This is a genomic window from Fluviicola sp. (assembly GCF_030151805.1).
In the GTDB taxonomy this organism is placed as follows: Bacteria; Bacteroidota; Bacteroidia; order Flavobacteriales_D; family Crocinitomicaceae; genus Fluviicola.
The window spans coordinates 1-21598 of record NZ_JASLCN010000443.1; the positions used below are offsets into that span (position 1 = coordinate 1).

General features: G+C 41.2%; 27 protein-coding genes. 24 read left to right on the plus strand and 3 right to left on the minus strand.

The annotated features are described in order from the left end of the window. The 18 genes from Q1V93_RS16745 to Q1V93_RS16830 all read left to right on the plus strand — a co-directional run. On the plus strand, positions 1 to 639 hold a 639-nt coding region (locus Q1V93_RS16745; RefSeq protein WP_300666247.1), incomplete at its 5' end, for a hypothetical protein. A gap of 11 nt (positions 640 to 650) precedes the next feature. Continuing rightward, positions 651 to 1007 (plus strand): VOC family protein, encoded by a 357-nt coding sequence (locus tag Q1V93_RS16750; RefSeq protein ID WP_300666248.1) that lies wholly within the window; start codon positions 651 to 653, stop codon positions 1005 to 1007. An 18-nt stretch (positions 1008 to 1025) separates the two neighbouring features. Then, positions 1026 to 1406: a hypothetical protein gene (locus tag Q1V93_RS16755; protein WP_300666250.1), complete on the plus strand. Its 381-nt coding sequence runs from the start codon at positions 1026 to 1028 to the stop codon at positions 1404 to 1406. A 118-nt stretch (positions 1407 to 1524) separates the two neighbouring features. Next, on the plus strand, positions 1525 to 2253 hold the full coding sequence (locus Q1V93_RS16760) for a hypothetical protein (protein ID WP_300666251.1): 729 nt from the start codon (positions 1525 to 1527) through the stop codon (positions 2251 to 2253). Between the two features lie 20 nt (positions 2254 to 2273). Then, entirely contained in the window at positions 2274 to 2939 is a 666-nt protein-coding gene (locus Q1V93_RS16765; RefSeq protein ID WP_300666254.1) for a hypothetical protein, read from the plus strand. A gap of 24 nt (positions 2940 to 2963) precedes the next feature. Then, positions 2964 to 3341 (plus strand): VOC family protein, encoded by a 378-nt coding sequence (locus Q1V93_RS16770; RefSeq protein WP_300666255.1) that lies wholly within the window; start codon positions 2964 to 2966, stop codon positions 3339 to 3341. Between the two features lie 103 nt (positions 3342 to 3444). Then, the gene (locus tag Q1V93_RS16775) at positions 3445 to 4026 is read left to right on the plus strand and encodes a Crp/Fnr family transcriptional regulator (protein ID WP_300666257.1); all 582 of its coding nucleotides are present in this window, start codon (positions 3445 to 3447) and stop codon (positions 4024 to 4026) included. A 68-nt stretch (positions 4027 to 4094) separates the two neighbouring features. Next, positions 4095 to 4538 carry a DUF1569 domain-containing protein gene (locus tag Q1V93_RS16780; RefSeq protein ID WP_300666258.1) on the plus strand — a complete coding sequence of 148 codons (444 nt, stop codon included), beginning with the start codon at positions 4095 to 4097 and terminating at the stop codon, positions 4536 to 4538. Between the two features lie 9 nt (positions 4539 to 4547). Next, positions 4548 to 5198 carry a hypothetical protein gene (locus Q1V93_RS16785; protein WP_300666259.1) on the plus strand — a complete coding sequence of 217 codons (651 nt, stop codon included), beginning with the start codon at positions 4548 to 4550 and terminating at the stop codon, positions 5196 to 5198. Positions 5199 to 5349: 151 nt separating this feature from the next. Then, positions 5350 to 6258, plus strand: a complete 909-nt coding sequence (locus tag Q1V93_RS16790; RefSeq protein ID WP_300666260.1) for a DUF2268 domain-containing putative Zn-dependent protease — start codon at positions 5350 to 5352, stop codon at positions 6256 to 6258. 3 nt (positions 6259 to 6261) lie between these two features. Continuing rightward, positions 6262 to 6477 (plus strand): hypothetical protein, encoded by a 216-nt coding sequence (locus Q1V93_RS16795; RefSeq protein ID WP_300666261.1) that lies wholly within the window; start codon positions 6262 to 6264, stop codon positions 6475 to 6477. Positions 6478 to 6520: 43 nt separating this feature from the next. Further along, on the plus strand, positions 6521 to 7930 hold the full coding sequence (gene xseA / locus Q1V93_RS16800; RefSeq protein WP_300666263.1) for an exodeoxyribonuclease VII large subunit: 1410 nt from the start codon (positions 6521 to 6523) through the stop codon (positions 7928 to 7930). Positions 7931 to 8243: 313 nt separating this feature from the next. Then, positions 8244 to 8450 (plus strand): exodeoxyribonuclease VII small subunit, encoded by a 207-nt coding sequence (xseB, locus tag Q1V93_RS16805; protein WP_300666265.1) that lies wholly within the window; start codon positions 8244 to 8246, stop codon positions 8448 to 8450. A gap of 86 nt (positions 8451 to 8536) precedes the next feature. Then, positions 8537 to 8755 carry a FeoA family protein gene (locus Q1V93_RS16810; RefSeq protein ID WP_300666266.1) on the plus strand — a complete coding sequence of 73 codons (219 nt, stop codon included), beginning with the start codon at positions 8537 to 8539 and terminating at the stop codon, positions 8753 to 8755. Further along, entirely contained in the window at positions 8756 to 10702 is a 1947-nt protein-coding gene (gene feoB / locus Q1V93_RS16815) for a ferrous iron transport protein B (RefSeq protein ID WP_300666268.1), read from the plus strand. A 159-nt stretch (positions 10703 to 10861) separates the two neighbouring features. Beyond that, positions 10862 to 11389 (plus strand): LemA family protein, encoded by a 528-nt coding sequence (locus Q1V93_RS16820; RefSeq protein ID WP_300666269.1) that lies wholly within the window; start codon positions 10862 to 10864, stop codon positions 11387 to 11389. After that, the gene (locus Q1V93_RS16825) at positions 11364 to 13091 is read left to right on the plus strand and encodes a DUF2207 domain-containing protein (protein ID WP_300666270.1); all 1728 of its coding nucleotides are present in this window, start codon (positions 11364 to 11366) and stop codon (positions 13089 to 13091) included. The genes Q1V93_RS16820 and Q1V93_RS16825 overlap by 26 nt, the downstream gene beginning before the upstream one ends. An 81-nt stretch (positions 13092 to 13172) precedes the next feature. Next, the gene (locus Q1V93_RS16830) at positions 13173 to 15431 is read left to right on the plus strand and encodes a VWA domain-containing protein (RefSeq protein ID WP_300666272.1); all 2259 of its coding nucleotides are present in this window, start codon (positions 13173 to 13175) and stop codon (positions 15429 to 15431) included. Between the two features lie 161 nt (positions 15432 to 15592). On the opposite strand, the gene Q1V93_RS16835 is transcribed toward Q1V93_RS16830, so the two are convergent. The 3 genes from Q1V93_RS16835 to Q1V93_RS16845 are packed head-to-tail and all read right to left on the minus strand — an operon-like array spanning position 15593 to position 18050. Continuing rightward, entirely contained in the window at positions 15593 to 17296 is a 1704-nt protein-coding gene (locus tag Q1V93_RS16835; protein WP_300666273.1) for a carbamoyltransferase C-terminal domain-containing protein, read from the minus strand. 24 nt (positions 17297 to 17320) lie between these two features. Then, positions 17321 to 17716, minus strand: coding sequence for an RNA-binding S4 domain-containing protein (locus Q1V93_RS16840; RefSeq protein WP_300666274.1), 396 nt, complete (start codon positions 17714 to 17716; stop codon positions 17321 to 17323). After that, positions 17700 to 18050, minus strand: a complete 351-nt coding sequence (locus Q1V93_RS16845; RefSeq protein ID WP_300666276.1) for an MmcQ/YjbR family DNA-binding protein — start codon at positions 18048 to 18050, stop codon at positions 17700 to 17702. The genes Q1V93_RS16840 and Q1V93_RS16845 overlap by 17 nt, the downstream gene beginning before the upstream one ends. A gap of 113 nt (positions 18051 to 18163) precedes the next feature. Between Q1V93_RS16845 and Q1V93_RS16850 the strand changes: the two genes are divergently transcribed. The 6 genes from Q1V93_RS16850 to Q1V93_RS16875 form a co-directional block, all read left to right on the plus strand. Further along, the gene (locus tag Q1V93_RS16850; protein ID WP_300666277.1) at positions 18164 to 18766 is read left to right on the plus strand and encodes a CDP-alcohol phosphatidyltransferase family protein; all 603 of its coding nucleotides are present in this window, start codon (positions 18164 to 18166) and stop codon (positions 18764 to 18766) included. Positions 18767 to 18784: 18 nt separating this feature from the next. After that, positions 18785 to 19687 (plus strand): zinc-dependent peptidase, encoded by a 903-nt coding sequence (locus tag Q1V93_RS16855; RefSeq protein ID WP_300666279.1) that lies wholly within the window; start codon positions 18785 to 18787, stop codon positions 19685 to 19687. A gap of 62 nt (positions 19688 to 19749) precedes the next feature. After that, entirely contained in the window at positions 19750 to 20331 is a 582-nt protein-coding gene (locus Q1V93_RS16860) for a hypothetical protein (protein ID WP_300666281.1), read from the plus strand. Positions 20332 to 20365: 34 nt separating this feature from the next. Beyond that, positions 20366 to 20839 carry a protein S100 gene (locus tag Q1V93_RS16865; RefSeq protein WP_300666282.1) on the plus strand — a complete coding sequence of 158 codons (474 nt, stop codon included), beginning with the start codon at positions 20366 to 20368 and terminating at the stop codon, positions 20837 to 20839. A gap of 165 nt (positions 20840 to 21004) precedes the next feature. Then, a complete protein-coding gene (locus Q1V93_RS16870) occupies positions 21005 to 21307 on the plus strand; it encodes a helix-turn-helix transcriptional regulator (protein ID WP_300666284.1) in 303 nt (100 codons plus the stop codon). Positions 21308 to 21347: 40 nt separating this feature from the next. Further along, the coding region (locus Q1V93_RS16875; protein ID WP_300666285.1) for a flavodoxin-dependent (E)-4-hydroxy-3-methylbut-2-enyl-diphosphate synthase at positions 21348 to 21598 on the plus strand (251 nt) is incomplete at its 3' end.

A 21598-nucleotide genomic window follows, 5' to 3' on the forward strand; every position in this document is an offset into this window, starting at 1 on the left:
AGCAGCATTGTTTTATCAATAATGGCAATAATAGTTTCTATTAAATCCTATCAAATAAGTAATAGACAATATGAATCTGATCTTTTTGATAAAGTTCCAGATTTTGAAATCATCCAAACTCAAATTCAGAATCCAGAAAACAATTTATATGAAGAAGCTTATTTAAGTATTTCAAAAATTTCCGGAAAAGCTAAAAATATAGATATTGAAATTGCAACTTTTTTTGATGTTACATACATGAAAGATAATAAACAAAAAATCTTCCAATTTATTGTTCCTGATTACTATAACACAAATTACAAGACTGGAAAAACGGAAGGAGAAATACAAGAATCCACAGGGTATAGAAATCAAAAACAGCTACATATTTTTCAAAAACAACTCGATTCTTTAACCAAGAAACAAGACATAATATACGGTAATTTGAAGTCTTTTGTTAGGATAAAGTATCTAAATTTTGAAAACAAATCAGTTTCTTGCTATTATGAAGTCAATCTTTTCGGTGGGAATTACATTGATAGTATTATTGGAAAAAAAAGATTCGAGAACTATCATAATTTATATCGAACGAATAAAATTATTGACTTATCTAATCCAAATGCTTCAAATAAAGTATCCTACATGAACAGCAAGTTCTAAAATCTTTTTATATGCTCACATCCATCCACCCCAAACTTCCTATGCGGGAAAAACAAACAACCCTGGAATTCTACCAAAAGCTTGGCTTCGAAGTCTTTGGTGCTGCCGATTTTGAGGATTACCTCATGGTAGAAAAAGAAGGAATTCAAATCCATTTTTTCCTGTTCAAAGAGTTGGATCCTAAAGAAAATTACGGACAGGTATACATTCGTTCCAACGATATCGATGCGGATTACCAGGAATTTTCCGGGCGTCATGCAGCTGCTATTCACCCAAATGGCCATTTGGCAAACCGGCCCTGGGGACAACGGGAATTTTCCATCCTCGATCCCGACAATAACCTGCTGACTTTCGGGCAACCAGAATAATCAAGACTAAAATTCCAGATGAAAGAATCAGATTTGCTTTGGTTTATTCCATTTGTCATATTTCTATATCAGGAAATAAAGCACCTATCCTGGTATCAAACATTCAAAAAAGAAGGGGTTCTTGAAACTGCCAGGATAATACATACTGTTCAAATGCATAATGCAAGACCTATTTACAAAATAAAAATTATCTACAGGAATCTTCCCTATTCAAAACATCACTTAAAAATCACTACGCTTTCAGGTCTCTATCCACGCTTACTAAAGCGCGATTTTACCGTTTTCCTCATGGAAGAACATTCCTTTTGTATCCTTGCAAATCCAGCATTCATTGCATTGAATTTCTTCTTTGTAGCTCTTGTTGGAATAGGATCCGTATGCATTATTCTTTATAGTTAATTTCATCCTTTTCCACCCGAAGTGAGAGATTCCCGGATCGTCAAATACTCACTTTTGATTTTAAGACATTTCAATAATTCGTATCTTCGAAAAGTCAAACATTGCCAAACAACCCCATATGAAGCATCTTTTTCTATTCCTGTTTATTCCGGCTTTCTTAATCGCTTGTTCTTCCGAACCAGTGTCAGAGCCTTCGCATTTAAAAAATGTCAAACCCCTGAATATCCAGTTTTTTGAAACGTTTAACAGGGAAGAAATTCTCCCTTCCTGGCAAAACGCAACTAAATGGTTTCATGAAAATGATAGCTCTTCAAAGGAAAATCAGGAATTATTGAAAGACGTCATCGGGTTGGAGAATTGGGTCAGTTTTCATCGTGAAGGTGCATTCGGGTATGTAGAGGAAGAAGACATCCAATCAGTCAATTCCATCCTGGACCACCCCGAAGTCAAAAAGCTGTTTCCCGAAGACCTTCAATTCATGTGGTCTTTCGGAGTCGAAGAAACCCTGAACTATAAAAAAGTGTATGCTCTGTATGCCGTTAAAGTCCCGAAAAGTGGTGAAGCAAAAATCGACGGAAGGCACATCCTCGACGCAGCCTCGAGCTTCTCAAATTACATGCAAAAACCAATTATCAGCCTGACAATGACACAGGAAGGTTCTAAGAATTGGAAAATGATGACCGCTTACAATGTTGGTCGCTATATTGCCATTGCGGTGGATAAAAAGGTTCTTTCGTGCCCAATGGTACGGGAAGTAATAGCAGGTGGAGCCACAGAAATCTCCGGAAGTTTTACAAAAAAGCAGGCCGAAGAACTTGCAGCACAGATTAGAGCAGGGAGAAAATAAGGACAAAAACAGCATTCAATATGTTCAACCAGATAAAACTCATTTTACTTACCGGCATGATTACCTTTAGTCATCATGTTAACAGTCAGACAACGGATAGTATTGAAATAGTAAAAACGTTTGATCTTTATCAAAAAGCTCTTCTGGATAAAAATGGAGTTGAGGTTTACAACTTACTGGATAAAAACACCGCCGAATGGTACTCATACATCCTTGAAAAAGTCAAATACGCAGACAGCACGGAAGTAAGCAATTTGAGTTTGAATGATAAAATGACCGTTCTGAGTACCCGGCTAATCATCAACAAAGACAGTATTCTTCAATTTGATGGAAGAACATTCTGTATCTATATAACAAACAAATCAATCGCAGGTCCTGATAGCGGTTCATCAGTAAAATTAAAAACGGTATCTGTAAAAGATCAAAAAGCAAAAGCCCTTGTTGTTGCAACACCGGAAGGAGATTTAATTGAATTCGAATTCAACAAGGAAAAGGGTGTTTGGAAATTCAATTTAAGTGCTGCTTTTCATGCTGAAAACGTTCTTCTAAAGAAATATCTTTCTGAAAATGTTCTATCCGAAAATGAATATACTTTATACGCTCTAGAGATCCTATCCGGAAAAAAGCCGACAAATACCATTTGGAATCCCCTGCTCGTAAAATCAAAAGACGCTAAAAATCGCTAATTTCAATTGATAAACCCGGAATATATGAATTTAAACCAGGTTACAGTTCCTTCCTCGAACATTCAAAGATCCATTTCTTTTTACCAAACACTCGGTTTGAAACTGATTGTCGAATCGCCGCATTATGCCCGCTTTCTTTGCCCGGATGGAAATGCTACTTTTTCCGTCCATCTGGTTGAAGAGCTCCCCTCGGGAGCTGGCATTTCCGTTTATTTTGAATGTGAAAACCTGGACGAAAAAGTAGAAGAACTGATCCGAAAAGGTCTTGTTTTTGACCAACTTCCGAAAGATCAAACCTGGTTGTGGCGCGAAGCTTATCTGAAAGATCCAGATGGAAACCAACTGATTTTGTTCTTTGCCGGGGAAAACCGGATTGATCCGCCGTGGAGGATTCGGGAATAACATCAAAACCCTTACTGCCACTGGGCTAATAGACACAACTTATTCCCCTAATTCGGGATGTTTATCTATAAATTTGCTGATTACATGAATTTACCGAACAGCGATGATTGAAAACCATTTTTTAAGCAGCATCTTTCTGCCAAACAGCTTCTCTTCGGAGGAACTCCAAACAATTATTTCCCACTTCAAACAAGTCACATTTTCTAAAAACGATTACCTGCTTCAGGAAGGAAACGTGGAAAATCTGTATTGGTTTGTTGAAAGCGGTTTTGTTCGCTCATACGTTATTGACACGGACGGGAACGACATTACAACCAACTTCTATACTGCAGGAGAAATTGTCATCGACTGGACCTCTTTTTTTCTTAGAAATCCGACCCGCGAAAACATACAGACTTTGACCGATTGCGTATGCTGGCAACTCGATTTTGACACCTTTCAAAAACTCTTTCACAGCATTCAAAGTTTCAGAGAACAGGGACGAACAAACCTGGTAAACAGCTATTTTTCACTGAAGCGGCAAAGCATTTCAATCATCGCCGATCAGGCCAAAGAAAGATATCTCCGCTTCATTCAGGAGAAACCGCACATTGTTCAGAATATCTCGTTGAAACACATTGCAACTTACCTGGGAATCACAGATACTTCACTGAGCAGAATCCGGAAAGAAATTGCCGGAGAATGATTTCTTGTCATAAGACAAGTTTTATTATTGCCAGCGTTCGTAGTATTGCCCCATAAAACAAACGAGCGATGAAAACAATATTCCATCTGGAAACCCGTGAAGAACTAGTAGGACGAATCAACTCCATGAACCAAAACAACAAGCGGAAATGGGGAAAAATGACTCCTTACCAAATGCTGAAACATTGTACTTTAAGTGAGGAATTATTTTTGGGAGAAACCCACTACAAACGCTTGTTTATTGGGCGTTTATTCGGTAGTATGTCCTTAAAAAACATATTGAAGAACGATGCTCCGATGAAACAAAATGAACCCACTCATCCCCAACTGAAAATTACCGGAACAGGTGATTTTGAGGCAGAGCGTAGTAAGTGGATTGAGCTGCTAAACAAGTATTCCTACTTTTCAAATGACACTTTCGTTCATCCCTTTTTCGGATCAATGACCAAAGAAGAAATCGGAAATTACGTTTACAAACACACCGATCATCATTTGCGTCAATTCGGATCTTAATAACTTACCATGCTGGCCGTTTCTTTTATCTTCATTACCTATTTGGCACTTTGCTTTTTCTATTCCGGAACCGGAAAGAACAAACAGGTTTTGGTCATCAGCTTTTTATGGATCACTGTTGTTTCTCTGATTTCAGTAACAGGTTATTTTGAAGACACAACAGCCCGCCCGCCAAGATTTCTTTTGGTGATTATTCCCGGAATCGGACTTTCATTTTGGTTTTATAAAAAACTGAAAACAACTCATCTAAAACAGGAATTTCTATTGGCAGTTCACCTGCTTCGGCTGCCGGTAGAACTTGTATTGTATCAACTTTTCTTAAACAAGCAAATTCCCGTTCTAATGACATTTCGGGGTTGGAACTTCGATATTCTGATGGGAATAACGGCTATTTTTCTATTGCTCTATCTCATCATTACCCGAAAAAATCCGGCTCGTCCCTTTTTCATCGTTTGGAATATTGCCGGAATCTTTCTCCTGACAACCATTGTGCTGATCGCAATTCTTTCTTCTCCTTTGCCAATTCAACTAATTGGTTTTGATCAACCGAACATTGCCTTGCTGAAATTTCCGTTTGCACTTCTTCCCGCTTATATTGTTCCCATTGTTTTTTTGTCGCATGTTTTGACTTTAAGAAACTTGTTAGAGAAAACCGATTGAATCCGCCCTGAAGAATCCGGGAATAGCATCAAAACCCTTACTGCCACTGGGCTAATAGACACAACTTGTCCCCCACTGCGGGATGTCTATTTGTAAAACAAACCAACTTTTCTCCTTTCTGTAACTTATTGTACCATTCAATCGTCATAGCATGAAAAACATCATGAAACTTCACTTACTTCTGATGGCTTTGCTTTTCAGCTGTTCCATCTATTCCCAGAATTCCCTGGAGTTAACGGATCTTTCTCAAACACAAATCCGTTTGATGGAACGTTATCAAAATGCAGATTCAAGCACACGAAAAAAGGTGTTTGCAGATTCGGTTTATACTCCTTACCAGGAATTTTGGAACGGTTACTTAGGCAACGCAGAGGATGTTTCCTCCTGGATGAATGATGCCATGAGTCTTTTACCCGAATGGAAACTCAAAAACGAAGCAATTGATGGAAAATTACTCGTGAAAAACTTTCGCGAAGTGGCAGAAAAGATGACGCAGCTCACAGGACACTCTCCGAAAGGTAAGTGGTACATTGTTTACGGCCCCGCATGGACGGATTTGGGAGGATTGGGAGATTTTGCCATGCTGATCGACCTCGCACATCAAAGTAATTCTTCCAATGAACGGATTTTGCGCATGTTTCCGCACGAACTTACCCATCAGATCATGACCAATGTGAATCCTCACCGGGATTCAACGGCCGCAGGTTCCATTATCGGTGAAGGTTTTGCTGTTTGGATGAATCAAAAATACTGGGGGAAAAAGTACACCCTGGCGGAAAACCTGGGGTATTCTGAAGAAGAATTGCAGTTTTGTGATAAAAACATCACAGCTTTGAAACAGTTTTTTGTTTCCTCTATTTATTCCACAGACGAAGCCATCATCAATGTTTTCAGAAACAGAAGCGATAAACTCAATGAAAAATTGCCCGGTGCAATCGGTTATTATTTCGGTTACCTGATCGTAGAAGCTTACGTTAAAAAGTTTGGTCCGGAATCCTGGAAAGAGTTATTTTTGAAATCACCGAAAGAAATCTATGAACTGAGCGGATTTGGCAATTAAATCATGAGAAAAATAATTATCTACTTCGTTATCGGACTTGTCCTGCTCATTTCAGGAATTGTCGTGACACAAATTGCAGGTCATAAACACATGGCAAAAGGAATGATCCTGATTTTTGCCGGCTTTATTATCAGCGGAGCTTTCGGCATTACTTTGCTGCAAGTCAGAAAGCAATTATCCCGAAAAAGTAAACCCGAAGACATTCTCGATCAGGATTGATCGTCATAGAACGCACTCCATCTATTTTCCCTACCTTTAGGTAATGGAAACTCCGCAGCATTTTACACTCAAACAAGTCGCAGAATCGATTCGCAAGACAATTGCCGAGCGTTATTCGCGCATGTATTGGGTAACGGCGGAAATGCATAAGTTGAATTTCACCCGAAAAGGTCATTGCTACCCGGAACTGGTTCAGAAAGAAGACGAATCCATCGTCGTGGAAATGCGCGGAACCATTTGGAAACAAAACTTCGAGCGGATTCAGCAAAAGTTCCACGACATCGTAAAAGAACCCCTGCGTGACGGAATGGAATTGCTGTTTCACGTGAAAATCACCTATCACCCACTCTACAATATCGGGCTCGAAATCATTGATATCGACCCGAATTATACTTTGGGTGCCTTGCAAAAAGAACGGCAGCAAACCCTTGAACGACTCAACAAAGAAGGAATTCTGAATGCAAATCAGCAACTGGAAATGGCGCTGCTTCCCAAGCGGCTTGCTATTATTTCACAAGCCGACAGCAAAGGATATTCCGATTTTGTAACCTTGCTCAACGGGCATCCGAAACGCTATCATTTCAACACGTTTTTGTTTGAAGCAACACTCCAGGGCGATGCGGCAATCAATTCCATCCGGGATCAGTTAAAACGCATCCAAAAGATCAAACATCATTTTGACGCCGTTGTGATCATCCGCGGTGGTGGTGGCGAAATCGGGATGCATTGCTACAACAATTACGAACTGGCAAAAGCCATTGCAACCTTCCCGCTTCCCATTCTGACCGGAATCGGCCATTCAACCAACCTGACGGTCTGCGAAATGATTGCTTTCCGGAACGGGATCACTCCTTCCGACATGGCTTATTTTCTTCTGAGCATTTTCGAAGAATTAGATGCTCCGTTGGATGAGTTATTAGTAAAACTTCCGCAACAGATCCGGCGTGTCTTTCAAGATAATAAAAATCAATTCTCCCAGCTCACACGCCACTTTCAGCAAGAAGTTCAAAAAGCTTTATCGGAGGAGAAAAACACCTTTCTCAGCAGCGTGAAAGAATTTGAGTTCCAGGTAAAGCACAAAATGACACGTTCCAGCCAAATCCTTTCAGAACTTCGTAATCAAATACGTTCTTTATCGGGGTACTTGTTGGAAACACACAGAAACAAGCAGCAAAACCTCATCCATTTGCTTCAGATTCACACCAAAACCCGTTTAAACACAGAACACCAAACGGTAAAGAACCGGGAAGAATTACTGATTCAGGCCTTTCCCCGTAAAATTCAACGGGAATCTGCGAAACTAGAGCAGGCAGAACTTCATCTGAAATTACTCGATCCGATTACGGTGCTTCAACGCGGTTATGCCATTGTGACAAATGAGAAAGGAGTTCTTTCAGCAAAAAACCAGGCAAAAACAGGCGAAGAGTTGAAAATTGTGACGGAAGCACAGTAATTGACGGCAAAGGTAAAATGACTGCTTGTACTTTCCCCCTTGGGAGGGGGATAAAGGGGGAGGACCAACCCCAATTTAATTATTTGAGAATAAATTTATTCTCAAATTTGTGTAATTCTATCATTGTGACTCTGAATGAGTCAAAATCTCAACAGATAAATGAGTAAGGTGTTTTGAAAGAATAATCGGGAGAAAGGGTTTTGAAAATCAATAAAATACAATGATCCTGTATTTTCCTCCCCCTTTATCCCCCTCCAAAGGGGGAAGTCAGATTCATCAAAACAATTCAATTATTTTTCCGTAAATTCGTTTGGTGAAAGAACAGCAACCGACATACGAGCAGGCATACGAAGAATTGCAGCAAATCATTGCGGACATTGAATCCGGGGAGATTTCTGTGGACTTGCTTTCGGAAAAAGTGAAGCGTGCCGCAGAGCTGATCCAGCTTTGTAAAAGCAAGCTGACGTCGACTGAAAATGATGTTCAGAAGATTTTGGACGATTTAAAATCCGCAAACTAAGGATATACCGCAAATTCGGTATTGGGGAAACCACCTTCTTCGACTAATTTTGTAGCTTTCAGCATTTCAACAACAAATTGTTTCCCATGAAAACACTTGCGCAGATTCCATTGAATCAAAAAACGAAGATATTGGGTATCGCGGAAAGTGAACTCAAACCAAAATTGCTGGAAATGGGACTTTACACCGGTAAAGAAGTTGAAGTATTGTTTAAAGCTCCATTTGGAGATCCGATCGCAGTAGACATTTCAGGATACGTTTTATCCATGAGGCTTTCCGAAGCGATTTTGATTGAAGTAGAATAGATGAAAAAAATTGCCCTTTTTGGAAATCCGAATACAGGAAAAAGTTCTCTTTTTAACCGGCTTACGGGTTTAAGACAGCATATCGGGAATTTTCCCGGCGTAACGGTTGATAAGCATTCCGGTTATCTGACGGTTTCCGGAACAGAGATCGAAATCATTGACTTTCCGGGAACTTACAGTATTTATCCCCGCAGTAAAGACGAAGAAGTTGTTTACTCGGTTATTTCGGATCCAACCAACAAAAATTTCCCGGAAAAAGTAGCCGTTGTCCTCGACAGTACCAACTTAGAACGTAATCTTTTACTATTTACACAGATTTACGATCTTGGTTTACCAACGGCTTTGGTGCTGAACATGACGGATGTTGCTTCGCGAAACGGGTTTGAAATAAATACCGGCCAATTGCAGGAAGCTTTCCCGGAAGCGAAGATTATTCGTACCAACGCACGCATCGGAACCGGGCTTCCGGAATTAAAGCAATGGATGGCAGAAGATGCCGTTCCACGCGAAGCATTCCAGGTAAACTCTCTGAAAGATAAAGGTGATCTGGCGGCACAGGTACAAGATACAAATGAACGCTTTGAGCGGATAAAGCCACTTGTTTCCAAAGTAGTCAGCAAGAAAAAACAGGAAGAATCCTTTTCGAATAAAATAGACAAATGGCTGGTTCATCCGGTATTCGGGTACCTCATCTTTTTGGTTTTGCTACTGATTATTTTCCAGGTTGTTTTCACACTTGCCTCCTACCCGATGGATTGGATTGACCTGGGAACTTCCTCATTGGCTTCGTGGCTGGGAGAAATCATGCCGGAAGGAATTTTCACCTCGCTGATTGTTGACGGAGTCATTCCGGGAATCGGCGGCGTATTGATTTTCATTCCTCAAATCGGTTTGCTCTTTTTCATGCTTTCGATCCTCGAAGAAACCGGTTACATGGCTCGTGTGGTCTTCATTACCGACAAACTGATGCGGCCTTTCGGGTTGAACGGAAAAAGCGTTGTTCCGCTTCTTTCCAGCGCGGCCTGTGCCATTCCGGGAATTATGGCAACACGGACCATCAGCTCGTGGCAGGAACGTTTAACAACGATTCTGGTTGCTCCTTTGATCAGCTGTTCTGCCCGCCTGCCTGTTTACACGCTTTTGATCTCATTGGTCATTCCAAATAAGCTGGTTTTCAACTTTCTAAACCTGCAAGGTTTGGTTCTCTTCGGGCTTTACCTGCTCGGAATTATTTCTGCTTTGCTGGTAGCCTGGGTGATCAAACAGTTTTTCAAGAAGAAAGAACTGAGTGTTTTCCTGTTGGAAATGCCGGCCTACAAAACACCGCGCTGGGGAAATGTGGGGATTGAAGTGTTTGAAAAAGTGAAGATTTTCGTGTTTGATGCCGGGAAAATCATCCTTGCCATTTCCATTATTCTTTGGGCGTTGGCAAGTTTTGGTCCGGGAGACGATATGGAAAAATACGCAAAAGAAATTCCTGTTCCTCTTGCAAAAACAGAAGAAGCAATCACAGACTACGAAACCCGCGTTGCTTCAACGAAACTGGAGCATTCCTATATGGGGCACATGGGAAAATTCATTGAGCCGGTGATCGAACCACTGGGTTATGATTGGAAAATGGGAATTTCCCTCCTCACTTCCTTTGCTGCCCGGGAGGTTTTTGTAGGATCTTTAGCGACAATTTATTCCGTTCACGACGTAGACGACAATCCGACCCAACTCATGGACAAACTGAAAGCTCAAAAACGTGCCGACGGAACTCCGACTTATACGCTTGCAAGTGGTCTTTCTTTATTGGTTTTCTACGTTTTCGCGATGCAATGCATGGCTACGCTGGCGGTGGTAAAGCGTGAAACAAAATCCTGGAAGTGGCCGATGGTTCAGCTTGGATATATGGGCTTTTTGGCGTACCTTGGAGCTTACATTACATACACACTTTTCAAGTGATGCAAACGATTCTGGTCATAGTGGCAATTCTTGGGGCAGGTTTCTACCTTGTTCGCAGGTTTGTATTGACTTCTAAGCGCAAGAAACAGGCTGGTTGTGAGAAATGCGGGATGAAAGAGCTTGAACTTTAAATCTCAATGCTTACTTTCACCTAAAAAAATGCTCGTTTACATTCTCAGTATTGTCCTCGTTTTAATCTTGGTTATCGTTTCGATAGTGGTCATAAATAACCGCTTAATCGCCGCGCGCAACCTGGTTGAGTCTTCTTTTGCCGACATGGATGTTCAATTACTTAAGCGGTATGAATTGATTCCGAAACTGGTTCAGGTTGCTTCCGGTTATGCAAAACACGAAGCGGAATTGCTGGAGGAATTGGCTCAAAAACGTACCGGAATTTGGGACAAAACAGATGACTTTCCCCAAATTCTGACTAAAATCAACCTCATCAAAGAAGCTTACCCGGATCTGAAGGCAGATCAAACATTTGAAAAGTTACTAAATCAAATTACAGAAACCGAAAATCACCTGCTCTATTCCCGTCAATTCTACAACGGAACCGTGGAGGCATACAATTCACTTCAGGAAAAAATTCCGTATACCTGGTTCGTTAAACGGGGAAAACACACTAAGCGCAATTATGTTCAAGCAAATTCACAACAACATGCTATTCCAAATACTGCCAACTAGAATTCTTCGATCGGTTTTCCTGGGCTTGTTCCTTCTTTTCAGCATTCAGGCATCTGCTCAGGACTTTGAAAAAGAACGGATTATTTATTTTGATGCGACTTATGCAGTCAAGCAAAATTGCAGCATGCGTATCACAGAACGCATTACGATCTACTGCGCTTTGGATCAGATTAATCACGGTATTTACCGCGATATTCCTTTGAGTTACGATTACGAAGGAGGAAGAACAGATGTTGATTTTAAATTCGTTTCCCTCAAACGCGACGGGGAAACGGAAGATTATCATACTGAAAGCATGGACAATGGCCTTCGAACCTATTTCGGAAGCAAGGAAACAAGTTTATCCATCGGAAAACATACTTATGAGTTCACTTACGAGGTAAATCACGTTTTGCGGTTTTTGGACAACATGGATGAATTGTACTGGAATACCAACGGAAACGGCTGGGTTTTCTCCATCGATTCGTTGCGTGCAACCGTGCAATTGCCTAAAGGCATCAAATTCAAGCGATTCACTGCTTACACCGGAGAAAGCGGGGCAGCCGGAAAAGACTTTTCAGTTACTCAAGTCCTGGACAATGAATTGGTTTATAAGACAACAAATCCGTTGGGCAGCTATGAAGGATTGACTTTTGCTGCGTCCTGGGATAAAAACAAATTGACCTACCCGTCCGGAATGGACAATTTTATTTATTGGTTGAAGTCGCACACACTTTGGGTTTTACTGGTTGTGATGATCGTGTTCCAGGTTTCACGTAACCTGCTTTTGTGGTTCCGTTACGGCCGTGATCCAAAACCCGGAACAATTATGCCGCAATACGATGCTCCAGAAGGAATTTCTCCGGCGGAAGCTTTTGCAATTATGAATCGGGGGAAATGCGATTCCACGGCTTTTACCGGGCAATTGATTTCTATTGCCAGCAAAGGCTGGATGAAAATCGAGAAGAAAAACAGCAGCTACACGTTTACCCGTGAAGGAAATCAAAAAACACCTTTAAGCAAACTTGAAACCCGCTTGTACAATGGATTGTTTCACAACCGGGACACGGTTCTTTTTGTTGAAAACAGTTACAACGCTTTGTTGCGAAAAACCATGGAACAATTGGAAGCCGATGTTCTGGAAACACAAGGTGAAAAGTACGTGAAAACCAACAACCACCTGAATCTTCAGCAATACCTGGTTTTGTTCGGATTTGTTGGTGCAGCATTCTTACTTCGCTACTTTTTCGGCGGAAATATAATCCTGATTTTCACCATGATCGGGATCGGTCTTGTCATTAATTTCCTGTTCGGTTATTTGTTTGAACAACCTACTCCGGAAGGTCGAAAAATGATGGATCATCTCCAGGGATTGAAATTATTCATTGAATATGCTGACAACAAGCGAATTGCATTCAACAATCCGCCAGACATGAGTTTTGAAACATATGAACGCCTGCTTCCCTACGCGATTGTTCTGGGAATGGCTGACGTTTGGAAAAACAAGTTTGATCCGAAAGTGCTGGAAGCCGGATATTCTTCCAATCATTTCTGGTATTACGGTCTTGGAATGTACGGTTTTAGTCATTTTAATTTCAACAGTTTAAGCACAAGCATCAGTTCGGCATCCGTGCCGCCAAGTTCTTCATCAGGAGGTTCTTTCTCCGGCGGAGGCGGGTTTTCCGGTGGTGGTGGCGGAGGAGGTGGCGGAGGCGGCTGGTAAATCCGTTTTTACTATCGCATAAAAAGTGTAACGAATTCGAAATCCGGAGTTTGAAGGGTACAAACCCAATTGTTCAAACTTATGAAATCCTTTCGACTTTTGTTGGCAGCGTTATGTTGCATACCCATTGCCAATGCTCAGATCAGCTATCATTTACAAGTAGTAAATAATCAAAACCAGGCGGCGGGAAATCTCTCCGTGCGTTTTGTTGAAGCCACCACTTTCGAACGGATCGAGAAACTTACCAATGCAGCCGGAGTCCTGGACATGGTTTTCGATCATGGAGAACTCTGGATCGGCTCTGTTGGTGACATGACCAACTGTTTATGGGTTGAGGTCGGAGGGAAGGGAAATGCACGAAATCATTTAACGTACGACCTCGAAGAATGGAAACGGGAAAACCGCATTTTGCCGGACAGATCTACGATTGTTTTCAAAAAAACACCCCAGAAAATTTCGTCTATGACGCCCCCGGACGCTTCCCACTGCGTGTTGAAAGTCGTATTGAAGGATCGGGAAGACAAGCCGCAGGCAAACATTCCGGTTAGCCTGACTTGTTTTAAACTGGCCGAGCAGTTTACAGCAACAACCAATGCTTTGGGAGAATGTGTTTTTATGGTTCCCAACAAAAACGATTACGAAATTGATGTTTCGGATATTCCTTCCATGGACTGGGCTGACTTTGGTAACGAGTCGCTTGCAAGAACAGCATTCATTACCTATGAAAAAAAAGCGTTTACCGAAACAAAAACCGGAAAATATACCGTTCAGACGATTCCAGCAGGAATCAAACCAAGCAGTTCGCATGCACACGTCAGTTTAACAATCCGTAAGAATGGTTCGTCCATTGCGAACGAACCTGTTTACTTAAAAACAGTTGGCAGCCCGATCAAATACAAAGGGAAAACCGATCAACAAGGGAAAGTTGTTTTCATGCTTCCTTTAAAAACAAAATACGTGGTCGATTTTACGTTTCAGCGTGATGCAGAAGCACTTGATTTAAGCCGGATGAAAGGTTTCGCAACGATGAGTAAAACCATCAATTACACTCCCGATCCGCGATTGGAAAACATCGAATCGTTTATTCCACGGGTAAAAGACCTCGTAGCTTTGAATGTGAATGATTTCGTAACTGCTCAATATCCATCGGGTGAGAATGAGCTTGACCTGTTTTTAAAATGGGGAAACAAATTCAACGCTTCATCCAAAGAAGCTGTTTTGGAAGTCGGTTTTAAAGTGAATGCGAAAAACAAAAAGGCGAGCATTCCGAAAAATCTCTTCTTTGTGATCGACGTTTCTGGTTCCATGTCGAATGAAAACCGGTTGGAATTGCTGAAAAACACCCTGATTGAAATGATTAACCGGATGAACTCTCAAGATCGTATCGGGATTGTTGCTTTCGACGACAATTTGTACAACGTGTTACCTTCTCAATTCATCACCAATAAAACCGCTATTTGTGATGTGATCCGTGCCTTGCAGCCCCGCGGCGGAACCACTATTTCCATTGGTTTTGAAGAAGGACTCAAACAACTGGAAGCGAATAAAAAACCGAACATGGTGAATCGTTTGATCTTGTTATCGGACGGTTATGGTGGCGATGAACCCGAACTTTCGATTAACCTGGCAAAAAGTTATGCCGCAAAAGGACTACAGATTTCTGCGATCGGAGTGGGTTACGATTACAACGCCGCTTTGCTGGAACAATTGGCAACGATTGGTGGCGGAACGATGCAGATGGCGGGTGACCCTACTCGTTACAGCCAGGCATTTCTTAAAACCCTCGACGGCGCGATTGATCCGATCGGAACGGATGTAAAACTGGAAATCTTGTTCAACGATCAGATTGTTTACCGTCAGTTATTGGGCTATGAAAATGCAAAGGTAAACGCAGGCAAAGTGACTGTGGATATCGATCATTTGTTTCCCGGATTACAGAAAATGGCCCTGGTGAAAATGGATATTATCCATGCTACTCCGGCGATCGAGCAACAAAAAGTGGTAGCGCGCATGACTTATACCGACCCGGTGAGTAACAAGCAAAAAGTGGTAGAAAAAGAATTGCATCCGGAATGGAGTACGGCAACCGGTTTGCTGGATATGACGTTGGACATGAATCACAAGCGCATGATGGCTGTGGCCATTGTGAATCAAAGCATGAAATTAATGGCTGAACGGTTTGCTTCCGGAGATAAAGCGGGAGCAGAGAAAGCTGCCAACAGCGGAGTGGCACAAATTCAAAAGTTGTTCCCGCAGGCTATTCCCGCTGATTTGAAGGGTTTATTTGAAAAATTACAGGAGTATGTGAGTGTTTTCGAACAGTTGCGCGCCGAACCTTAAAAGTCTTGTAGCACAACTCAAGGATTTATTGTTCTCCGGGGAAACACTCCAGGTGAACAGTTTTTCTCATCTTACATTGGGATTCTGCTGGTTTTTTACCACAAATCCCAAAAAGTCGGGACAAGTTGCGCAAATGGATGCTCGTCTAACGGACTCGCTGCTTATTGAATGGTAGACTTTTTTAAAAGATAGTGATTGATTATCAGCACATCCAATGCGGATTCCCGGAACAAAGCAAGGGCTTGTTCGGGTGTTTCGACGATGGGCATTCCTTTTTTGTTGAAGCTGGTATTGAGCAAAACCCCAATCCCTGTTTCTTTTTCAAAAGCACGAATCAGTTCGAAGAATAAATTGTTCCACGTTTTATCGACCGTTTGAACGCGTGCTGTTCCGTTTACATGTGTCACATTCTGTAGTTGTTCCGCGTATTCCGGTTTGGTATGATCGATCAGAATCATATACGGACTTTTTCTTCCCGAGCGGAAATAAGTTGAAGCTAATTCGGGTAAAACAGCCGGAGCAAATGGCCTGAAATCTTCACGAAATTTGATGTTTGCGTTGATGTGATCTCCTAACCCCTTGATTCCCGGATGGGCCAGAATGCTGCGATGTCCCAATGCTCTTGGTCCGAATTCACAGTGATCCTGGAACCAGCCGATGGTTTTTCCTGCTGCTAAAAATCGAGCTGTTGTCTGAACCAATTCCTCGGGTTCCAAGATTTGCATTTCCCAATCTCCGGGACAATTTTTCAAAGCCATTTCGATTTCCTCCGGCAAATAGGTTTTTCCAAAACACGTGCTTTCGGTGTGTTTTTCTTTCGGTTTCTTCAAGATTTCCAGCCAGCCGTAATACGCGCAACCCAACGCCAGGCCATTATCTCCGGCGGCCGGTTCGATGTAGAAATCCGTAACCAAACCTTCATTCAACAAAAAAGCGTTCGCTACAGCATTTAAAGCCACTCCACCACTATAACACACGTTTTTATACGGAAAACGCTTTAAACGGTCTTTAAAACAGCTAAAAACGGCTTTTTCGACTTCTTTCTGTGCCCAAAATGCCACATCTGCGTAGTATTGAAAGTGCTCTTTGAAAAAATGATAGCCTTCGGAAGGCATTTTCAATTCTTGTTTCCAATCGTCTTTTACCAGCAGGGAACCATTTACGAATTCAAACGCTTCTTGTTCAATTTCACCGGGTTTTCCGTAAGGAGCAAGCCCCATGAGTTTGCCCACATCGTCCATATTTCCGAAAACGTAATGGCTGATTGCAGCATAGAATCCGCCGATGGAATGTTTCGTGGTCGGTAATTTCAACGGTTGTTCCGAAACCCGTTCAATCGGGCTGAAATCTTTCAAAAGCGGGGTGAGTGTTTTCCCATCGAAATGATAGAAGCTGTCTTTTTCGCACCACATCTGACTTTGGGCCAGTTTTTCCAGATTCTCAGGAAGAAGTGTTCCACGCGAAACATCCATGCATTGTTCATACGGGCTTCCGCAGCCGTCGATCACCATGACAGCACATTCTTCAAAATCACAGGTTCCGACCGCACTGTATGCATGTGCCAGGTGATGCGAAATTGTTATTACGGGAAGATCCGGAAAGTCGGCAAACAAGCGTTTCCCGTGGAACCTATCCCGATCGGGCGTTTCAAAATTGGCGCTTTGAACAACCAAATCAATATCTGCAAGTGTAATTCCTTCCGCATCCAAACAATATCGAATGGCGTCCGTGTCGTTTCCACCCTGATGTTTGATTCGGGTAATGCGTTCTTTTTCAATTGCAACACAGATTATTCCGTCTTTCAGAAGAACAGCCGATCCGTTGTGCGAAAGTCCTGTTCCCAGGACATAGAGCGGTTTTGACATGAATAATGGTTTATGTGGTTTTCGTTAGTCTTCATCCTCTTCGTCTTCCAGCCACTCAAAAAAGGAGTCGAAATTGTCTCTGTCCTTCCGGGAAGGCCGACCGGTTCCATATTCACGATAAACGCTTTGAGCTTCCTGGTACGTTTTGAATTTTTCGAGTTCCAGCGGATCCGTAATGTCAATCAGGTAATCCGCAACGAGTTTTGCACCCACTCTACGATCCAGTAAATCCTTGATTTTATAGCTGAAGGTTGTGTTATTTTTGATTATCGAAACCGTATCTCCGATTTTCACTTCTTTGGAAGGTTTTACAGGAGCATTGTTCAGTTTGATCTTATTTTTCTGAACCAATTCGGTTGCCAGGGTTCGTGTTTTCGCCAAACGCACAAACCACACATATTTATCAATTCGCAAGCTCATCGCGTAGTTTTTTTGGTAACGAGGAAACAACTAATTCGTAAGAATGTACGATCAACTCTTTTATCAGCGAATCATCCACCAATCCCTCCAGTGAAACGGTGTTCCAATGTTTTTTGCTCATGTGATATCCGGGCTGAATTCCGTCATAGCGTTCCCGCAGTTCAATTGCCCGTTCAGGATCACATTTGAGGTTGATCCCGGTTGGATCTTCCACGTCTACCAATGCAAACATTTTTCCCTGAACCTTGATCACAAGTGTCCGCTTATCAAATGGAAACGTTTCCGTAGCTCCCGGAAGCTGGAAACAAAAATGAATCAATTCGTCGAAATGCATGCCGAAAGGTAGTAAAAAACAGAAAAAGGTTCATTCAAGCTATTTGTTACTTCGAATTTTAATTCTAAATTCACTTGTTAACCAACTGAATGAATCCAGTCTAAATCGGAACAATGAAAAAGTTCATTCCAATCAGTTTAATTATTTTCCGATTAATTCTCGCTCCCATTATGATCGGACTTGCTTTCACTTTTAAAGATGCCAGCAGGCCTTTTCTTCTCGTTTTGATGTATCTGGGCTTGATTTCGGATATTCTCGACGGAATAATTGCCCGAAAAATAAATGTCTCGACTGAAAAACTCCGGCGCTTCGATAGTCAGACCGATATGATTTTCTGGGTTTCGATCGGAATATGCATCTGGCTATTGAATCCGGATCTCATTTCAAGGAACAAAGGATCTATTTCAATCATTTTTGTTTTGGAGGGAATGTGTTATTTGATCAGTTTCATGAAATTCGGGAAAGAAACTTGTACTCATGCTTTTTTATCCAAAATCTGGGGAATAACGTTACTGATCGGCTTCACTTCACTAATTGGCTTCAATTATGCCGGCATTCCTTTTTTGATTGCAATTATTTTTGGATTAATTTCACACACAGACAGAATTCTTATCACATTGCTGTTGCCCAGGTGGACACACGATGTTCCCAGTTTTTATCATGCTTACTTAATTAGGAAAGGGATAGAATTTCAACGAAATAAACTATTGAATTAATGTTTCACGTGTGAACTTATGGTAATTATCGGTTTCATTTTAATTATTTCAGTACTCGGTTTTGGCTGGGTTTCTTACCGAAAAACAGCTCATCCGAAATGGAAAACTCCCACGGAACCTTTTCCGGCAGAGTGGAAACACATTCTGGAAGAGGATGTTTTATTTTACGATTCTTTAAGCGAGGCAGAGCAAAAGCGTTTTGAGTATAAAGTCCAGGAGTTTCTCTTGAATTGCCGGATTACCGGAGTTAAAACGGAGGTTGACCTGCGCGATAAATTATTGGTGGCTTCCAGTGCCATCATCCCGATTTTTGGTTTCGATACCTGGAAATACACCAACATCCGAGAAGTGTTGCTTTACCCTGATATGTTCAACGAAAACTTTGATTTTGAGGGTGGTCCCGGACGCAGAATTTTAGGAATGGTCGGAAATCAAAACATGGAAGGAGTGATGATTCTTTCCAAAGAAGCACTCAGACTTGGTTTCAAAAATGAATCCGATAAGCAAAACACGGCCATTCATGAGTTTGTACATTTGATTGACAAATCGGATGGAGAAATTGATGGTCTTCCCAAGTTGTTGATGGAACGTCAGTATGCTATTCCATGGATTGATTCCATGAATAAGGAAATTGAACGCATTTACGAAGGAAAATCTGATATCAATCCATACGGAGCAACCAACAAAGCGGAATTCTTTTCGGTGATCAGCGAGTACTTTTTCGAGCGTCCGAAATTATTGGAGGAGAAGCACCCGGAATTATACGCCTTGCTGGAGAAGATCTTCAACCAACACATGGCTGACAGAAATCTTTCCAAAAAACAATCTGTTATTGGCCGGAATGACCCTTGTGTTTGCGATAGTGGTGAAAAATTCAAACATTGCTGTGGAAGTGTGCATTATACAAAATCCACCAGGTAATTTTTCCTGTTTTAAATGAAGTTTTTAATTTCACGACTTAATTACCTGAAATCGGCGTTTGTATGCACATCCTTAAGTTTTGTTGTTTTCTGATCTCTTTCCTGTATGCATGTTCAGCATGCGGGCAGAAAAACGATGCGCCAGATTTTGAAATTCTTGTCTACGGTCTTCATCGAAATAACACGCATGAAAACGCAAAACAGATTGTTGCATTCAGATGGGGAATTTCTTTCAAAAGTGTTGCTAATTGTTTGATTTCTGAACCATTAAAAGATAGCGCAGACATCGCCAACAAGCGGACAGACTCTTTAATTTCAATGAAATATGGAAAAAACTGGCACCAAAAATTTGAAAAAGAAATCGAAACAGAAGAAAAGCTGTTAGAAAAACTCATCCATCGGATAGAAATTATGGATTGCATTTCTCGTCTGGATTCAACACTTGCAAAAGAAAATAACGGCGTTTACTATCTGATTTATCCCTATTCGAACTTGCGGTCTGAAAAACGATACGAAGTGTTCGTTTATGGATGGGGAACTATTGATAAAAGAACCGATCTCGTTTGCTATTACAAATTCAAATTCCATAAAAACAGGAAGAATATTGAGCTTATAACCGATAAACCAACGTTCCTTTCCAATTAAAAACAAATCAGTTACATCAAAATTCATTTCTCGGATGAAAACCAAATTGACCCTTTTTTTCCTTTTGATTTCCGCTTATTCCATTGGTCAGCAAAAAATTCCGGAGGAAAAACCAAAACGCATCATGCTTCGCAAGAAAATAGAAGGAATGTGCGTTCCTGCAAAAGATGTTTTCGAGCTCTACAATGGGAATGAGGGAGAGCTTGAACCGAAATGTTCTGTCAGCAAAGAAGAATTAATCGAAATGCTGAACAAGGAGCTTTCGTTTCTAAAAAACAACCCGGATTTCAAGGGCAGGGGAATGGTGAGTGTGCTGATCAATTGTGAGGGCAGGGCGGTTGGCTGGGGAGAAGTTGTTGTTAAGAATAAGGAGTTGAATGAAGAAATTCTCACTTTTCTGATTAAGCAAAATTTCGAATGGGAGCCGGGATATTTTAAGGATAAAGCGATTGATTCGTTGTTTAGTTTTAGTTATCAGGTTGTTCGTGGTGTTTTGCGGTTGAATTGAATACTTTTTCCAGGATTCAAAATGAATTATCGAAAACAATCAAATCTAGATTTTTAGACTCAATCCCAAAATGCAAATTTGCCTGTTTGCCAAATGGCAAACCGAGGCAAAAAAGTTTTGTTTTTAATCAACTTTTTTCCTAAATTAAGTAAGAAACAAGTTATTATGGCAATAAGTAAAATCTATCCTTACTCGCATCAAACCTTACAATTGGCTCAAATTGCCAAAGCTTTGGGGCACCCTGCAAGAATTACAATTGTGAAGTATCTCTTTGAAAATCATCAAGCAACAAATGACACTTTTCAAAGACTTACGACACTGCACAAATCCACTATTACAAAACACGTCAAGGAATTAATTTCAGCGAATCTGGTTTATTCCGACTACAAAGAATTCGAGGGAAACTATTATCTGAAAAACGAAGCAGGTCAATTGATTGAAATGCTGATAGAAGACGTGAAACACTGAAATTCATTCCGTACTTTTGCTGTGTACAATTTCTTTAAGAATGTCGGAAAAAATTCATTTCTGTAATGATTTATTCAATCGCGGGCGCTTCAAAACACGTGAAGTAGAAGTAGGAATCACTTCAATTGGCGGTTCCAACCCGATCAGAATCCAATCAATGACCACCACAGATACGATGGACACAGAAGGTTCTGTTGAACAATCCATTCGGATGATCGAAGCTGGCTGTGAATTGGTCCGACTAACTGCTCCTTCCAAAAAAGAGGCTGAAAACCTCCGGGAGATCAAAAA

Bases quoted from the DNA above. Each gene is read 5' to 3' on its own strand.
- Q1V93_RS16750 (WP_300666248.1), top strand. From the start codon at position 651: ATGCTCACATCCATCCACCCCAAACTTCCTATGCGGGAAAAACAAACA.
- Q1V93_RS16755 (WP_300666250.1), top strand. From the start codon at position 1,026: ATGAAAGAATCAGATTTGCTTTGGTTTATTCCATTTGTCATATTTCTA.
- Q1V93_RS16760 (WP_300666251.1), top strand. From the start codon at position 1,525: ATGAAGCATCTTTTTCTATTCCTGTTTATTCCGGCTTTCTTAATCGCT.
- Q1V93_RS16765 (WP_300666254.1), top strand. From the start codon at position 2,274: ATGTTCAACCAGATAAAACTCATTTTACTTACCGGCATGATTACCTTT.
- Q1V93_RS16770 (WP_300666255.1), top strand. From the start codon at position 2,964: ATGAATTTAAACCAGGTTACAGTTCCTTCCTCGAACATTCAAAGATCC.
- Q1V93_RS16775 (WP_300666257.1), top strand. From the start codon at position 3,445: ATGATTGAAAACCATTTTTTAAGCAGCATCTTTCTGCCAAACAGCTTC.
- Q1V93_RS16780 (WP_300666258.1), top strand. From the start codon at position 4,095: ATGAAAACAATATTCCATCTGGAAACCCGTGAAGAACTAGTAGGACGA.
- Q1V93_RS16785 (WP_300666259.1), top strand. From the start codon at position 4,548: ATGCTGGCCGTTTCTTTTATCTTCATTACCTATTTGGCACTTTGCTTT.
- Q1V93_RS16790 (WP_300666260.1), top strand. From the start codon at position 5,350: ATGAAAAACATCATGAAACTTCACTTACTTCTGATGGCTTTGCTTTTC.
- Q1V93_RS16795 (WP_300666261.1), top strand. From the start codon at position 6,262: ATGAGAAAAATAATTATCTACTTCGTTATCGGACTTGTCCTGCTCATT.
- xseA (WP_300666263.1), top strand. From the start codon at position 6,521: ATGGAAACTCCGCAGCATTTTACACTCAAACAAGTCGCAGAATCGATT.
- Q1V93_RS16810 (WP_300666266.1), top strand. From the start codon at position 8,537: ATGAAAACACTTGCGCAGATTCCATTGAATCAAAAAACGAAGATATTG.
- feoB (WP_300666268.1), top strand. From the start codon at position 8,756: ATGAAAAAAATTGCCCTTTTTGGAAATCCGAATACAGGAAAAAGTTCT.
- Q1V93_RS16820 (WP_300666269.1), top strand. From the start codon at position 10,862: ATGCTCGTTTACATTCTCAGTATTGTCCTCGTTTTAATCTTGGTTATC.
- Q1V93_RS16825 (WP_300666270.1), top strand. From the start codon at position 11,364: ATGCTATTCCAAATACTGCCAACTAGAATTCTTCGATCGGTTTTCCTG.
- Q1V93_RS16830 (WP_300666272.1), top strand. From the start codon at position 13,173: ATGAAATCCTTTCGACTTTTGTTGGCAGCGTTATGTTGCATACCCATT.
- Q1V93_RS16835 (WP_300666273.1), bottom strand. From the start codon at position 17,296: ATGTCAAAACCGCTCTATGTCCTGGGAACAGGACTTTCGCACAACGGA.
- Q1V93_RS16840 (WP_300666274.1), bottom strand. From the start codon at position 17,716: ATGAGCTTGCGAATTGATAAATATGTGTGGTTTGTGCGTTTGGCGAAA.
- Q1V93_RS16845 (WP_300666276.1), bottom strand. From the start codon at position 18,050: ATGCATTTCGACGAATTGATTCATTTTTGTTTCCAGCTTCCGGGAGCT.
- Q1V93_RS16850 (WP_300666277.1), top strand. From the start codon at position 18,164: ATGAAAAAGTTCATTCCAATCAGTTTAATTATTTTCCGATTAATTCTC.
- Q1V93_RS16855 (WP_300666279.1), top strand. From the start codon at position 18,785: ATGGTAATTATCGGTTTCATTTTAATTATTTCAGTACTCGGTTTTGGC.
- Q1V93_RS16860 (WP_300666281.1), top strand. From the start codon at position 19,750: ATGCACATCCTTAAGTTTTGTTGTTTTCTGATCTCTTTCCTGTATGCA.
- Q1V93_RS16865 (WP_300666282.1), top strand. From the start codon at position 20,366: ATGAAAACCAAATTGACCCTTTTTTTCCTTTTGATTTCCGCTTATTCC.
- Q1V93_RS16870 (WP_300666284.1), top strand. From the start codon at position 21,005: ATGGCAATAAGTAAAATCTATCCTTACTCGCATCAAACCTTACAATTG.